The organism is Francisella halioticida (assembly GCF_002211785.1).
GTDB lineage: Bacteria > Pseudomonadota > Gammaproteobacteria > Francisellales > Francisellaceae > Francisella > Francisella halioticida.
Genome location: NZ_CP022132.1, coordinates 1,352,880 through 1,367,043, shown reverse-complemented (window position 1 = coordinate 1,367,043; position 14,164 = coordinate 1,352,880). Strand labels below are relative to the sequence as shown.

Genomic DNA, 14,164 nt, shown 5'->3' with positions numbered 1-14,164 from the left:
TTATTGTATATAGTTTAGAAATAATTAAAACATATAAATCTGGGATAATAAAATAATAATTTCTACTTTTTACCAGGCAGCGATTGCCGCACCATCAGGATATACTTTTTGGCCTATCTTTTTAATAGCAGGACTTTGGAATGCTTTGACATACTCTTTAAGTTTAGGGTTATTTTTCTGATCCGCATTTGCTGCAATAATATTGGTAAATGGAGAATCTGTTGGTTCTACAAATAAAGCATCTTTATGTGTAAGGCCAGCTTTTGATAGATAGTCATTATTTATAATACCTAAAGCTACTACCCCTAGATTGTTAGGAATTTGGTCTGCTTGTAGAGCAATGATTTTTAGATGTTTAGGATTACTAACTATACTATCTGGAGTAGCTTCCCAAGTGACACCTTTTTTAAGTTTAATCAATCCTACATCTTCTAATATCATTAGAGCACGGCCTTGGTTTGTTGGATCATTAGGTATAGCAATAGTAGCGCCATTAGGAACTTCGTTGAGGTGTTTATATTTCTTTGAATATATCCCCATTGGGTAAAGAAAAGTTTTTCCTATAGATACTATATGATAGCCAAACTTCTTATTTTGATTTTCTAAGAAAGGTATATGTTGGAAAACATTTGCTTGAATCTCATTATCATTTAAGGCTCTGTTTGGAAGGTTATAATCTCCAAATGAAACTAGCTTAACATCAAGACCATATTTTTCTTTAGCAATTTTTTTGCTTAGCTCCATAATTTTATCTTGAGGAGGGCTAGTTATGTATCCAACTGTTATCTGATTAGGATTGATAGCAGCTGATGCATTCAAATATAATTGAGTGCCGCTTGCTATTAATAAGATAACCGAAATCACCCAAAGTGAAGTTAATTTTTTTGCTGAAAGGAGATAATTTCCAAAAGATTGTGTTAGCTGTACTAGTATAACTAGTATAACCACACCACCAAATAGCAATGTATAGTTGCCATAGTTGTATCCTTTGAAATATGTTAAATCACCAAGACCTCCACCACCAACAATACCGGCCATAGCTGAAAAGCCAATCAAAGATATACAAGTTAAAGAAGCTGCATCGATCAGAAGATTTTTAGATTCTGGTAACAGTACTTTAAATATAATTTGATTCTTAGTTGCTCCCATAGCTTTTGCAGCTTCAATTAAACCATAATCGACTTCTCTTAGAGCAGATTCTGTCAAGCGAGCATAAAATGGTAACGCTGCAATTGCAAGAGGAACTATAGATGCTGTTGTTCCAATAGTTGTGCCAACTATTAATTTTGTTAACGGGTACAATAAAATAAGTAAAATAATGTACGGAATGCTTCTAGTAATATTAATTACTACACTAAAACCTTTGCTAAATCCTTTAACTAAGATATTTTTATTATCCTGAGTAATGTATAGCAAAATACCTAATAATATACCACCTATAACAGCTACTAGAGTGGCGATGAAAACCATAAAAATAGTTTCCCAAGTAGATAGAGCTATTTGGTTAAGCTCGTGTAAACTAAATATTGTCTGCTGTTGCATAACCTAGTACCTTTAAATTAACATCTTGGTTTGAAAGAAATCTCAGGGCATTTTCCCAATCTTGGCGTTCACCTGTTATATGACAAATTGCGATTCCAACTATTTGTTCTTGGATTGTCTCAATATTTGCTTGAATAATACTTGCTGTAGCATTAAATTGCCGAGATATCTCAGCAATTATTGGCATCTTACCTTTATCACCGTAAAAAGTTAGCTGTACAACAGGATATGTGTGGTCGTTGCTGTAAGGGTTATCATGAAGTTTCTTAGCCATAAAATCAGGAACTTTTGTATGAATACTCGTCTCAACAAAAGATTTTGTTACAGCTGTTTGTGGATCTAAGAAAATATCAAGAGTTTTGCCCATTTCGGCAATACGACCCTTATCAATAATAGCAACCCTGTCACATGTTTTTTTAACTACATCCATTTCATGAGTAATTAAAATTATAGTCAGTCCTAGTTCTTTATTTAATCTTTTAAGTAGGGCTAATATTTGTTTTGTTGATGTAGGGTCTAAAGCAGAGGTAGCTTCATCAGATAATAATACTAATGGGTCAAGAGCAAGTGCTCTAGCTATGGCTACTTTTTGTTTTTGACCACCACTAAGTTTTTTAGGGTAAGCAGTTGCTTTATTTGGAAGTTCTACTAAGTCTAAAAGTTCATGAACTCTTTTTTTTATTTCAGCTTTAGATATGCCCTGGATCTCAAGAGGTAATGAGATATTTTCAAAAACATTTCGTGATGATAATAAATTGAAATGCTGAAATATCATAGAGACTTTTTTACGAAAGGCTCTTAACTGTTTTGGATTTTTTTTAGTTATATTTTCATCTGCTATAAATATAGAACCCTCTGTGGGCTGCTCAAGTAAATTTAGGCATCTTAATAGTGAGCTTTTACCAGCGCCACTATGACCAATTATACCAAATATCTCACCTTGCTTTATTTCAAGATTAATATTGTCAAGAACAAGGTTATTAATATTACTTGTGCGATATTCTTTTTTTAGATTTTTAATTTGTATCATTTTTTGCCTTTGCTTTATCGCCTATTTTACTTTCTTGTCCACTAATTAATCTTTGAATATTACCTTTGTGTTTAACAAGGATAATAATAGCTATTATTAAAAAAGGAGCAGCTATTTGGAAATCTGCTGTAAATATTACAGAGAAGCTTGCTATAACAGTAGCTAATAATGCAGATAGTGAAGAGTAGCGAGTTATTACAGCTACACACAACCATGTAATTACAAATATTAATCCTAATATCCAGCTAAAGCCAAATAACGTTCCTATAAGTGTAGCAACACCTTTGCCTCCTTTGAACCCAAAGAATATAGGAAACACATGACCTAATATAGCATATAGAGCAACACATGCAGTTATAAATTCATTACCTGTTAGGACTTTCGCAATAACTACAGGTATTAAACCTTTTAGAATATCAAAAGTTAATGTAATAATAGCAGGAGTTTTACCACCAATTCTTAATACATTAGTTGTACCAGGATTACCAGAACCAACACTTCTTGGTGATGGCAGTCTGAAAATATAACAAACTATAATTGCACTATTTATTGATCCTAATAGGTATGCAAATATTAGAACGCTAAAGTTTAAAAAGCTCATAAAACTCCTTTTATCTTTATTTTTTTAAAATTACTCGAATTCTTATAAAAGATAATACTATCTAGGTAATATCTTGGCTAGCTATTTTTGCAGTTTTATTATAGGCTTAATGGCCTAAAAAGACTTATTTATCAATTTTTATTTCAAAAGGTTTGATTTATGACTGTAATGAAGTTCGATTTAATCAAAAAAGAGGGCAAAGCAAGAAGAGGAAAGATAAGCTTTCCTAGAGGAAATATTCAGACACCAGCATTTATGCCAGTTGGGACTTATGGTGCTGTGAAATCATTATCTCCTGTAGAGCTAAATGAGATGGGTGCAGATATTATTTTAGGTAATACTTTTCATTTATGGTTGCGTCCAGGTACTGATATTATTAAAAAACATGGCTCTTTACATGGATTTAATGGTTGGGATAAACCTATTTTGACTGATTCAGGAGGCTTTCAAGTATTTAGTTTAGGTAAGATGCGTAAGCTTACTGAAGATGGTGTAACTTTTAAATCGCCAATTAATGGTTCAAAAGTATTTTTATCTCCAGAAATATCTATGCAAGTGCAAAGAGACTTAGGGTCTGATATTGTTATGTGCTTTGATGAGTGCACTCCATATCCGGCGACTGAGAAAGAGGCTAAAGAGTCTATGAAATTATCAATGCGTTGGGCAAAAAGATCAAAAAATGCTCATGAAGATAATCAATCAGCATTATTTGGTATTATTCAAGGTGGTATGTATGAGCACCTAAGAGACGAATCTTTAGCTGCATTAGAAGAGATTGGTTTTGATGGTTTTGCTATAGGAGGATTATCCGTAGGAGAGCCAAAAGAAGATATGATTCGAATATTAGATCATATTGCTCATCAAATGCCAGAAGATAAACCAAGGTACTTAATGGGTGTAGGTACTCCAAAAGATTTAGTTGAAGCTGTGTATCGTGGTATAGATATGTTTGATTGTGTAATGCCTTCACGAAATGCTCGTAATGGTCATATTTTTACTTCAGAAGGAGTTATAAAAATTAGGAATGCTAAACATAAAGATGATATCTCGCCATTAGATCCAAATTGTGATTGTTATACCTGTAAAAATTTTAGCAGAAGTTATTTGCACCATCTTGATAAAACCAAGGAAATTCTAGGATCAAGGTTAAATACTATTCATAATCTGACTTTTTATCAAAATCTTATGGAAAATATCCGCAAAGCTATAGAAGAAGTTAGGTTTGAAGAATTCAGAAAAGATTTCTTAGAAAATTATAAGTAAAACTATTTGTTTAGAAAAGAGTGGAGTAATTTATTCATCTTTGTAAAAACTTTAGAGTTAGGTTCTTTAGATAGTAAATAATAAGATTTGTTAGCAAATAAACTTTTTTGTTCAGGCAAGTATAATAAGCCATTTTCAATAAGGTCACTAATTAAGAGTTTTTCTGTTACAAAAAAAACAATTCCTGAGAAACAAGCTTTAATAGCTTGAATCGAGTTTTTAAAAACTATTTTTTTATTATAATTATCACTTATATTATTATGTTTACACCATTTAATATAGTCGCTATCTCTCAATTTATCATTAACAAAAATAAGTTTTTGTGTAGCTATTATTTCTTCAAATGTTTTGTTTATCTGTTTGATATTAGATACTAAAACTAGTTCTCCAAAAGCAAGTTTTTGTCTATTTTTATTTTCAAACTCCTCATCTGAGCCATATTCAATACTTAAATCTATATTGTCATTATCAAAATCAATTTTTGTTCCTTTTGTTATAAGCTGTATATCTATATCATTAAATGCTTCAAGAATGTTATCAAACCTAGGGATTAGCCAATTAGCACATAATGTGGACAGATAATTGATAGAAACTTTATTCATTTGATGTTCTTTGAAAATATTCGTTGACTGATATATTTCTGTTATTAAAGGATCAATTTTTGAATAATATTCTTTTGCTAAATCTGTAATTACAATTCTTCTTTTTTGAGTTAAAAAAAGTTTTCTGTCAAAATGTGTTTCTAGTTTCTAGTTTCTAGTTTCTAGTTTCTAGTTTCTAGTTTCTAGTTTCTAGTTTCTAGTTTATTGATAGATTGACTTACTGCAGAGTGAGTCATAAATAACTGTTCTGCTACTTTTGTATAACTTTTAGTTTTCATTACTGCTATAAAAACAGGTAAGGAGTTTAAAGGAGGTAAATCGGTTTTTTTTATCATCTTGGTGTAAGAAAAACTTACTTTTATTGTAATAGTGAGGATAAAGTATTTCACATGGCTATGCAATATTTATATGGTTCTGTTACGGTGAGGGTAATTCCAAAAAATGGGATTAAGTTAATAAGTCTAGTAAATAATATTTTTAGTAACACTTATTGCCTTTGGGATTTTTATAAGACAATATTTGGTTGCAATTATTGGTATCTATATGTCTATCACCTATGTGGTCGTAGATAGAGCTTCACGGGTTTACCCATGGGTATCTTTTACTTATAAGAATTTTTAAAGTTTATGTATATCAAATATTACAAATTATTTAGATGGTAGTAGATTTGCTGATCTCAAAAATAGGATTAAGTACATAAGCGGTTTGTCTAAAGAACTAAAGCTTAAATAGTAGATTTCTATATGCAAAATAATGGTAAAAAATTCTAAACTAGCCCTTATTTTCTTCAATTAGCTCTATTTTTCAGTAATAGTCGTGGCTGTATTGGACATTGTTTTTCATGGAATATCAATTATTTTTTTAGAGGTATATGGGATTCTAATAGTATATATTAGTAGCATATTATTAATAATTAAAAAATCTTAGACTTATATATGGAGTTAAAAGTACTTTGATAATAAGCGCATGTCTTTATGTAAGTTTAGCTTACATAAGTGTAAGTTAAAGTTAAAGTAGTTTTACTTTAAAGTATGTTAGCTGTATTATTTAGTTATTGATTTTAGTATTTATTGGATTTAGGGCTGTAAATGAGGCTATTACTCGACAGTATTGCTATGTTTTGGATGCTCTTATCAGCTACTTCTATAACGTTATTTGGATTAGCTATTAAATTTCTGATGTCTAGTAGTTCCATATATAGTGTTATGCTTACGTACTTTGTTGGAAGTTCTATATTAATGTGGTGGATTGTTAGTATTTCATCATTTGATAAACTACGTCCTCTTGAATGGAAGCCTATATTGATGAGAGTTATTCTTCTTGTCACTTCGCAGTATTTTTTATTTTTAGGGTTACACAGCTCATCATTGTTGTTACCAATACTTTTATTTAATACTAGTCCTTTATTTATACCAATAATTAGATGAATTTTTTATAAAGTAAAGGTAGATGTAGGTACATGGGCACTACTAATAATGAGCTTTCTTGGTATTTATCTAGTGTTAGGAGGTAAGTCATGACATCCTGATATATGGGCTCTAAGTGCTTTAGTTTCAGGTGTTTTAAATGCAGGATCTCAAGCTGTACTATATACTGCAAGCCAAAAAGAAAATTTATTTACTATGAACTTGTGGATATTTACATTTATAAGTATCCTTATGTTTATAGGTTTACCATTTACTCATATTACATTTGCAGGAGTTAGAAATGTATTTGCTAGCACACCATTAATTTGTGCAGGTATTGTAATTGTAATATTTGGTGTAAGTTCCAATCTTTTTAGAGTTAAAGCTTTTAAGTATACAGTAGACCCGTCTTTTGTAGCTCCAGGTATGTACTTTTACGTTGTTGTGGCTGCTGTGATAGATGTGTTTATGTATAATAAAAATTTAACTGGTATAGAGGTTTTTGGTATATTGATTGTTTGTGCGGCGGGCATACTTTCAGTTATTAAGAAAAAATAGTTATAAATAAAAGGAGAATTTAAAATGAAAAATACTTTAATTATTGCTGCTGACTTCATTAATGAAATTGTTCATGAAGAAGGTGCTTTTGGGGCTTATCATGCTCAGTCTATTAAACATGGAAAATGCTAATAAGATCATAGCTTGGGGTCGTAAAAATGGGATTAAGATTGCTCATGTTAAAGTTGGCTTTAGCAAAGATTATCATGAGTGCCCAGAGAACTCACCTATATTTGGTCAAGCACCTCAGTATAAAGCGCTTCAGCTTGGTACATGGGCAACAGAATTTCATAAAAATATTGATGTTCAAGAGAGTTATATAGTTATAACAAAATAAACTGTCCCTGTTATTCAATACCACTTTATAAAATATTTTTATTCCTTGCTTTTATGCAGCATCTAAAATACCAGAATATACTTCATCAGGAGTCATATATCCAATACTAGAATGTAGTCTTTCATTGTTGTAAATATCAATATATTCTTTGATACCTACTTTAGCCTCTTTCATAGTTATATATGATACCGGATAAACATTTTCATATTTCAGTGTTCTCCAAAATCTCTCAATTGCAATATTATCTATAGATCTTCCTTTAGCATCCATAGATATATTTATTTTATTATCAGATAATATTTTAATATGCTCTTTTGCTGTATATTGAGTTCCTTGATCAGAGTTAAAGATATCAGGTTTACCATATTTAAATAACGCTTCTTTTAACACACTAGTTGTTAGATGTGTATCCATAGTATTAGAAATCTTCCAAGCTAGTATTTTCTTGCTATGCCAATCTATTATGGCTGCTAAATATGCATACCCACATTCTAGTCTAATATACGTGATATCAGCACTCCATACCTTATTAGCTTTATCTATAACAACCTGATTCGTCTCATTTTTAAATACATTAAGTAAGTATGGATATTTCTTGTGTTGCTTATTAATGACAGTTGTCTTTTTTTTAGGATACAATGCCTTAATACCCATTAATTCCATAGCACTTTTGATTAGCTTCCTTCCAACTAGAAATCCTAATCTATTTAGCAACTTTACTAGCCTTCTCGTACCATAATATGGATGTTTAGTATGTATCAAATCTATTGCATTTAATAGTCTAATATCATCATTACTACTAAATTTTGATATTGGTGTATAATAGTACACACTCTTAGATACAGATAATAGTTTAAGCTGATTATTTAAAGATAATTCTAGCTTAGTATCTACAGAGTTTACTCTATCATTTGATGATACCAAGCTTTTTAGCTTTCCCATTAAAAAATCCCTCTCTACTATTACCTCGACTAGTTTTTTACTTGTTGCATCTTTATCTTTTCTAAGCTCATCTATTTCCTGCTTATACTCCTTAACAACAGAGCTTTTATCAAATGCTAAGCAAGCATTAGATAAAAATTACTGCTTCCAATTGTGCACGTTTTTAGGAAGTAAATCATACTTACTTGCTATCTCATTAACTGTCATATCGCCTTCTAGCAATTCTATAATTACTTTAGCTTTAAAATCAGCTGTATACGTTACTCTTTTTTTACTCATTTATCTATTTCCTAATTTATCTAGTTAAGTTTAACATCTAGGAATAAAAATCTTTCTAAAATCAGTAGCTTTTTCTGGGGACATTATAGTTTTAAGAGTTGTATATCATATTAACCATTTTTGCTAAGTAAGCTGATTGCTTTGTTATCTTGCTCAAATTGGTATTTTGATCAGATTTGTTGGCTTTATAAGTCTCATGAAAGATGATATCAGACCAGTTAATGGTAAAAGTTCTTTTGAGACCACTTTATACGCTGAAAAAAATCATGCTAGTATGAATAACAGCATTTTTCTCCTTACCAAGTAAGATATCAATCTCTATAACAAAGCTTATATAAGTAAGTTAAAGATAAATTATAGCTTTACTAAATATAGAAGATAATCCAACATTTTTTGTTAAAAAAATCATAAAAAAGTACCTAATAAAAGCAGAAATACTTCTTTTGGAAGTATCCACATTCCATAATAAATATAATTTCCAAGCCCTAAATTTTGTAAAAGTATTGTTATTTGTGATTGCTAGATATTAGGTGAAATATCTATTATGGCTCTGTAATAGCATAATACTATTCTATAGGATAGCTACTTAATGATTTAGCAAGAGAATATCCATTGATAATACAGTGTTACTAATGTAGAATTCACATGTTTAGGATATATAATAAAAAAAACTCTAGGAGAGAAAATGAAAAAAATATTGTTATCACTAGCTGCTATTGTGTTATTTAGCTCAAGTTCTTTTGCTGCAGGTGGTGCGCAAGAAGCAAGTAGTCCATTAAGTTCAATCTTGATGTTAGTAGTATTTTTTGCGATATTTTGGTTTTTACTTATTAGGCCACAACAAAAGAAAAGCAAACAATTACGTAAAATGCTCTCAGATTTAGCTAAAGGTGATGAAGTTGTAACAAATGGTGGTGTGATAGGGAAAATCACTAAAATTGATGATACTTTTGTAGATCTAGAAGTAGCAGAAAGTGTTACTATAAAAGTTCAAAGAAGTGCAGTGGCAAATATTTTACCAAAAGGTGCTACTAAGGCGTAATTAGCCATTCTAGAAATTTTTTAATCTTTTTTCTTTTACAAAGGGATTTTTTTTCAATGAGTAATAATAAAAGTCTTCCCATAAATCAGTTTCCATTATGGAAAAACCTTTTAATAGTTTTTATTCTAGCATTAGCCTTGTTTTATGCAGTACCTAATATTTTTGGTAAAAGCCCTGCTTTGCAAATATCGCAGAAAGATGGTGATGTTAACATTCAATTGTTAGTTAAAATTGAGAATACTTTAAATAAAAGCGCTGTTGCTTATGAAAAGGCGCACATAACAAATAACAAAGATAATGTTTCAATTACATTTAAAGATGTGGAAGAGCAGCTTAAAGCTAAAAAAATATTAAAAGAAAGCTTAAGTGGTAACTACATTATTGCAATGAATATGCTCTCTAACTCTCCTGGTTGGCTTTCAGCATTAGGTGCTAACCCTATGAATTTAGGATTAGATTTACGTGGTGGAATGTATTTAATGCTAGAAGCTGATACAAAGACAGCAATAAATGCTCAGTTAGATAATACGTTGAATGTTATTTTAGCAGCAGCTAAAGATAATAACATAGGTGTTTCTAGTTCAACTAAAGCAGATGAGAAATCTAGTATTAAAGCACCTCAGGATTATATTGCTAATGGTTATATATCCATAACTTTAGATAACTCAGAAGGTGTTGCTAAACTTAATCAGTATTTAGGCTCTGAGTTTAAAAAGACTCAAGATCTTAATATAACTTATACAACTAAAGGTAATACTGTGTTTGTAACCTATAATAGTGCTAAGATGCTTCAATTAAATCAAGGTGCTATATCTCAAGTTGTGACAGTTATGCGTAATCGTATTAATGCATTAGGTGTCGCAGAGGCTTCGGTTGCACAGGCTGGAGAAAATCGTGTTGTTATTGAAATTCCAGGTATGCAAGATGCTACTCAAGCTAAGCAAATCTTAGGGGGAACATCTACGGCAAGTTTTTACTTAGTCAACCCAGTTTCAGATAGATTAGCGACAGAAGAGCAGGGCTATAAGGTTTATACCTTAGATAATAGTAAAGGATATCAAAGTTACTATAGTTTAAAAGGTGCACCTGTAGCTGGTGGAGCAAATATTATTGGTGCAAGCCCATCTGTTGATCGTCAAACAGGTACACCTATAGTTATGGTTGAGTTAAGTAGGTCAGCTGCTAGTCATTTTAGAAGGATTACAGGCAAGAATGTTGGTAATCCTATGGGTGTTATGCTGGTTAATACTACCTATGAGAAAGTTAAAGAGAAAAATGGTAAAGAGAAGAATGTAGTTAACAAAACTGAGAAATTAATAAACGTTGCTACTATCCAGTCTGCACTTGGCTCACATTTTCAAATTACGGGTCTAAGTCAAAAAGAAGCAAATAACCTTGCTTTAATGATTAAGTCTGGTTCGTTACAAGTTCCTGTACATATTGTTCAAGAATCACAAATAGGACCAAGTCTAGGTAAAGCTAATATTGAAAAAGGTATGCTATCTATAGTAGTAGCGCTTTTAGCTGTTGTTATATTTATCTTAGCTTACTATCGAGTATTTGGTATTATTGCAAATATTGCTCTAATTATGAACTTGGTACTTATTGTGGCTGTGATGTCGATTATTCCAGGAGCAACATTAACATTACCAGGTATTGCAGGTATCGTATTGAATTTAGGTATGTCAATTGATGGCAATGTACTAATTTTTGAAAGAATTAGAGAGGAGATTCGTGCAGGTATGCCACGTCAAAGTGCAATTCATATAGGTTATGAGAAAGCATTTACGACAATTGTTGACTCTAATATTACTACTTTAATTGTTGCTGTTATACTTTTCTTTATTGGTACAGGTGCTATTAAAGGGTTTGCTATCACATTGATGATAGGTATTGTCACATCTATGTTCACATCAGTTACTGTTTCTAGAGCTATGACTAATTTTGTTTATGGTAAGAAAAAGAAGCTAGAAAAAATCTCTATAGGAATATAATTTTAGGTTGGGTTTATAATGGAATTTTTTAAACAAAAGACTCAGATAGATTTTTTAGGTATCAAAAAGTATACGACTGCTTTTTCAATACTTATGATTGTTATCTCGTTGTTTTTTATATTTACTAAAGGTCTAAATCTTGGTTTAGACTTTACTGGTGGTTATCAAGTGCAGTTATATACTTCAAAAACGTTAGGTTCTGAAGTTATGACTAAAAAACTAGAAAAAATAGGCTTTAACCATACGACAATAACAACTTTTGGAGATAATGATAATTATTTGATTAAATTTGCTCCTAATGAGGTCAATGCTAAAGCTAAAGATTTAGAAATAGCTCAGCAGCAACTTCAGTCTGAGGTTGCAACTACTTTAGATGCAAAAGTTGAAAGTGTAAACTATATTGGCCCGCAAGTTGGTAAAGAGCTTGCCAGTAATGGTGTCTTAGCAATAATTATTGCTTTAGTATGTATATTGATCTATATAAGTGCTAGATTTGAAATGAAGTTTGGTATAAGTGCATGTGTAGCTTTATTGCATGATCCAATAGTAATATTAGGAATATTTGCAGCTTTTCAGTTAGAGTTTGACTTGACAGTTCTAGCAGCTATTTTAGCAGTGATTGGTTATTCTTTAAATGATACTGTTGTGATTTATGATAGAGTCCGTGAGAACTTTAGGAAAATGAGTAATGCAAGTGTTACGGATGTAGTAAATAGAAGTATTAATGATACTCTGTCAAGAACTATACTTACCTCTGGATTAACAATGCTTGTAGTTGTAGTACTATTTTTATTTGGTGGAAGCTCAGTGCATAATTTCTCTTTAGCTTTAATGTTAGGTATTGTGATAGGTACTTATTCATCTATATATGTAGCAGGAGTAGTAGCTGTGGCTCTAGGTTTAAATAGAGAATTTCTACTACCTAAGCAGATAAGTAAGGAAGATACTTCTCTACTTTAACATTTATTAATAATTTATAGCTATTAAATAATGTATAATGAAATTAAGAGATTAAAAAAGGATAAGTAATGAAAAAAATAATTTTGATAGTTAGTTTTTTGATGTTTGGAGCTAGCTTAGGATTAGCTATGTCTAGTGATAAACCTGCTAATGTTACAAAACAGGAACAAAAAACGACAACATGTGTAAAAAATAAAGATCATCATAAACTTGTAGATATCTATACTAAAGAAGATACTACTTCACAAATTGTTGATAAAGTTACACTTAAAACCCAAGACCATTACAGTATTTTTTACTGTAAAAATACTGGCTGGTGCGAAGTTGTTAATAAAACTGACGGAAATACTGGTTGGGTAAGCTTAGATCAGCTTAAGCAAGCGCAACAAAAATATGCTAATTACATGCAGAAAAAAAATACGGTAAAAAAACTTGTTGAATATGTTAATGTACAAGATCAAAAAATAGCGCAATTACATGCTATGATACAACAAATGCAAGAACAGTTTGGTTATGTATTGCAAAAGCAACAAGTAGAAGTTAATCAGTTAAGACAGTCCTATTACTATCAGTAGATTAAAATCTAGTAGGGTCAATATGTCTAAAAAAAAGTTATTACCAGCTACAAAACCAAAAACTTTACCTGTTGTTTCTGATAATAATCTTAGTTCTTATTTTAATTTTGTTAATAGCTTACCTATTTTATCTTTAGAAGAGGAGCAGGAGTTAGCAAAACGTTATAAATATAAAAAAGACTTAGATGCGGCTCAGCAGTTAGTTTTGTCTCATTTAAGGTTTGTCACTAAACTTGCTAAAAACTTCTCTGGATATGGTTTATCAATAGCAGATCTTATTCAAGAAGGTAATATTGGGCTTATGAAAGCTGTAAGTAAGTTTGATCATGAACAAGGAGTTAGATTAGTTTCTTTTGCTGTTCACTGGATTAAGGCTGAAATGTATGATTATGTCTTAAAGAATTGGAAAATTGTAAAAGTCGCTACAACAAAAGCGCAGCGAAAACTATTTTTTAATCTTAGAAGTTCTAAGAATAAGGTTGGTTGGTTAAGCTCAGAAGATATAAAGCAGTTAGCCGAGGAGCTTAATGTAAAAGAAGAAACAGTTATCGAAATGGAAAAAAGAATGTGTCAAGGAGATGCTAGTCTTGATCTTCCTTATAAAGATGACGAGGGTGAGCAGACTAGTCAACAAAGTCTATATCTTGAAGATAAATCATCAAATGTTGAACATCAAGTAGTACAACAGGATTATTATGATAACTTTAAGGCGGTCATAAAGGATGTTTTAGGTGATTTTGATATACGTACAAAAGATATTATTATGTCTCGTTATTTACTTGAAAAAAAAGTGACCTTACAAGATTTAGCAGCTAAATACAAGATTTCTGCAGAGAGAGTTCGCCAAATAGAAGAAGAGGCTTTAGCCAAATTTAAAAAAGCTATTAAAAATAGAAGTTAAAAAGTATTTTATTTACGTGTTTTTTAATAGCGTGAAAATCTAATTATCCAAAGAACTATAATTAATTATCTTATTTTACCATTTTTCTGTATTTGAATATGGGTATATTTTTGAAATTCTTTTAAAGACATG

General features: G+C 30.8%; 13 protein-coding genes and 2 pseudogenes. 9 read left to right on the top strand and 6 right to left on the bottom strand.

Going from position 1 to position 14,164, the window contains the following annotated elements; translation table 11 throughout:
• Window positions 1–69: 69 nt before the first annotated feature.
• Genes CDV26_RS07305 through plsY form a run of 3 tightly spaced genes read right to left on the bottom strand, consistent with a single transcriptional unit; the run spans window position 70 to window position 3,173 of the window.
• Complete coding sequence (locus tag CDV26_RS07305) at window positions 70–1,542, bottom strand: MetQ/NlpA family ABC transporter substrate-binding protein (protein ID WP_088772721.1); 1,473 nt, start codon at window positions 1,540–1,542, stop codon at window positions 70–72.
• Window positions 1,520–2,572: a methionine ABC transporter ATP-binding protein gene (locus tag CDV26_RS07300; protein ID WP_088772720.1), complete on the bottom strand. Its 1,053-nt coding sequence runs from the start codon at window positions 2,570–2,572 to the stop codon at window positions 1,520–1,522. Before CDV26_RS07300 ends, CDV26_RS07305 begins: the two co-directional genes overlap by 23 nt.
• Entirely contained in the window at window positions 2,559–3,173 is a 615-nt protein-coding gene (gene plsY / locus CDV26_RS07295; RefSeq protein WP_088772719.1) for a glycerol-3-phosphate 1-O-acyltransferase PlsY, read from the bottom strand. The genes CDV26_RS07300 and plsY overlap by 14 nt, the downstream gene beginning before the upstream one ends.
• A 159-nt stretch (window positions 3,174–3,332) precedes the next feature.
• Between plsY and tgt the strand changes: the two genes are divergently transcribed.
• A complete protein-coding gene (tgt, locus tag CDV26_RS07290) occupies window positions 3,333–4,436 on the top strand; it encodes a tRNA guanosine(34) transglycosylase Tgt (RefSeq protein WP_088772718.1) in 1,104 nt (367 codons plus the stop codon).
• Window positions 4,437–4,438: 2 nt separating this feature from the next.
• Here the strand turns inward: tgt and CDV26_RS13870 are convergent.
• Window positions 4,439–5,373, bottom strand: a pseudogene (locus CDV26_RS13870) (LysR family transcriptional regulator).
• Between the two features lie 870 nt (window positions 5,374–6,243).
• On the opposite strand from CDV26_RS13870, the gene CDV26_RS07280 reads away from it, so the two are divergent.
• From CDV26_RS07280 to CDV26_RS07270, 3 genes and pseudogenes are all read left to right on the top strand, one after another.
• Entirely contained in the window at window positions 6,244–6,465 is a 222-nt protein-coding gene (locus CDV26_RS07280) for a hypothetical protein (RefSeq protein ID WP_157671535.1), read from the top strand.
• A 102-nt stretch (window positions 6,466–6,567) separates the two neighbouring features.
• A complete protein-coding gene (locus CDV26_RS07275) occupies window positions 6,568–7,002 on the top strand; it encodes an EamA family transporter (RefSeq protein WP_338029173.1) in 435 nt (144 codons plus the stop codon).
• A 24-nt stretch (window positions 7,003–7,026) separates the two neighbouring features.
• Window positions 7,027–7,336 (top strand): annotated as a pseudogene (locus CDV26_RS07270) (cysteine hydrolase family protein); the annotation flags it as partial.
• Between the two features lie 54 nt (window positions 7,337–7,390).
• Here CDV26_RS07270 and CDV26_RS07265 read toward each other — a convergent pair.
• Entirely contained in the window at window positions 7,391–8,356 is a 966-nt protein-coding gene (locus tag CDV26_RS07265) for an IS3 family transposase (RefSeq protein WP_245806570.1), read from the bottom strand.
• A 63-nt stretch (window positions 8,357–8,419) separates the two neighbouring features.
• Window positions 8,420–8,560 carry a transposase gene (locus tag CDV26_RS13195; RefSeq protein ID WP_088772134.1) on the bottom strand — a complete coding sequence of 47 codons (141 nt, stop codon included), beginning with the start codon at window positions 8,558–8,560 and terminating at the stop codon, window positions 8,420–8,422.
• 685 nt (window positions 8,561–9,245) lie between these two features.
• On the opposite strand from CDV26_RS13195, the gene yajC reads away from it, so the two are divergent.
• From yajC to rpoH, 5 genes are all read left to right on the top strand, one after another.
• Window positions 9,246–9,602, top strand: coding sequence for a preprotein translocase subunit YajC (gene yajC, locus CDV26_RS07255; RefSeq protein ID WP_088772714.1), 357 nt, complete (start codon window positions 9,246–9,248; stop codon window positions 9,600–9,602).
• 56 nt (window positions 9,603–9,658) lie between these two features.
• On the top strand, window positions 9,659–11,596 hold the full coding sequence (gene secD / locus CDV26_RS07250) for a protein translocase subunit SecD (RefSeq protein ID WP_088772713.1): 1,938 nt from the start codon (window positions 9,659–9,661) through the stop codon (window positions 11,594–11,596).
• An 18-nt stretch (window positions 11,597–11,614) separates the two neighbouring features.
• Window positions 11,615–12,556 (top strand): protein translocase subunit SecF, encoded by a 942-nt coding sequence (gene secF, locus CDV26_RS07245; RefSeq protein WP_088772712.1) that lies wholly within the window; start codon window positions 11,615–11,617, stop codon window positions 12,554–12,556.
• 68 nt (window positions 12,557–12,624) lie between these two features.
• On the top strand, window positions 12,625–13,131 hold the full coding sequence (locus tag CDV26_RS07240; protein WP_088772711.1) for a hypothetical protein: 507 nt from the start codon (window positions 12,625–12,627) through the stop codon (window positions 13,129–13,131).
• Between the two features lie 22 nt (window positions 13,132–13,153).
• Window positions 13,154–14,032 (top strand): RNA polymerase sigma factor RpoH, encoded by an 879-nt coding sequence (gene rpoH, locus CDV26_RS07235; RefSeq protein WP_088772710.1) that lies wholly within the window; start codon window positions 13,154–13,156, stop codon window positions 14,030–14,032.
• Window positions 14,033–14,164 lie beyond the last annotated feature (132 nt).

Bases quoted from the DNA above. Each gene is read 5' to 3' on its own strand.
- CDV26_RS07305 (WP_088772721.1), bottom strand. From the start codon at position 1,542: ATGCAACAGCAGACAATATTTAGTTTACACGAGCTTAACCAAATAGCT.
- CDV26_RS07300 (WP_088772720.1), bottom strand. From the start codon at position 2,572: ATGATACAAATTAAAAATCTAAAAAAAGAATATCGCACAAGTAATATT.
- plsY (WP_088772719.1), bottom strand. From the start codon at position 3,173: ATGAGCTTTTTAAACTTTAGCGTTCTAATATTTGCATACCTATTAGGA.
- tgt (WP_088772718.1), top strand. From the start codon at position 3,333: ATGACTGTAATGAAGTTCGATTTAATCAAAAAAGAGGGCAAAGCAAGA.
- CDV26_RS07280 (WP_157671535.1), top strand. From the start codon at position 6,244: ATGCTTACGTACTTTGTTGGAAGTTCTATATTAATGTGGTGGATTGTT.
- CDV26_RS13195 (WP_088772134.1), bottom strand. From the start codon at position 8,560: ATGAGTAAAAAAAGAGTAACGTATACAGCTGATTTTAAAGCTAAAGTA.
- yajC (WP_088772714.1), top strand. From the start codon at position 9,246: ATGAAAAAAATATTGTTATCACTAGCTGCTATTGTGTTATTTAGCTCA.
- secD (WP_088772713.1), top strand. From the start codon at position 9,659: ATGAGTAATAATAAAAGTCTTCCCATAAATCAGTTTCCATTATGGAAA.
- secF (WP_088772712.1), top strand. From the start codon at position 11,615: ATGGAATTTTTTAAACAAAAGACTCAGATAGATTTTTTAGGTATCAAA.
- CDV26_RS07240 (WP_088772711.1), top strand. From the start codon at position 12,625: ATGAAAAAAATAATTTTGATAGTTAGTTTTTTGATGTTTGGAGCTAGC.
- rpoH (WP_088772710.1), top strand. From the start codon at position 13,154: ATGTCTAAAAAAAAGTTATTACCAGCTACAAAACCAAAAACTTTACCT.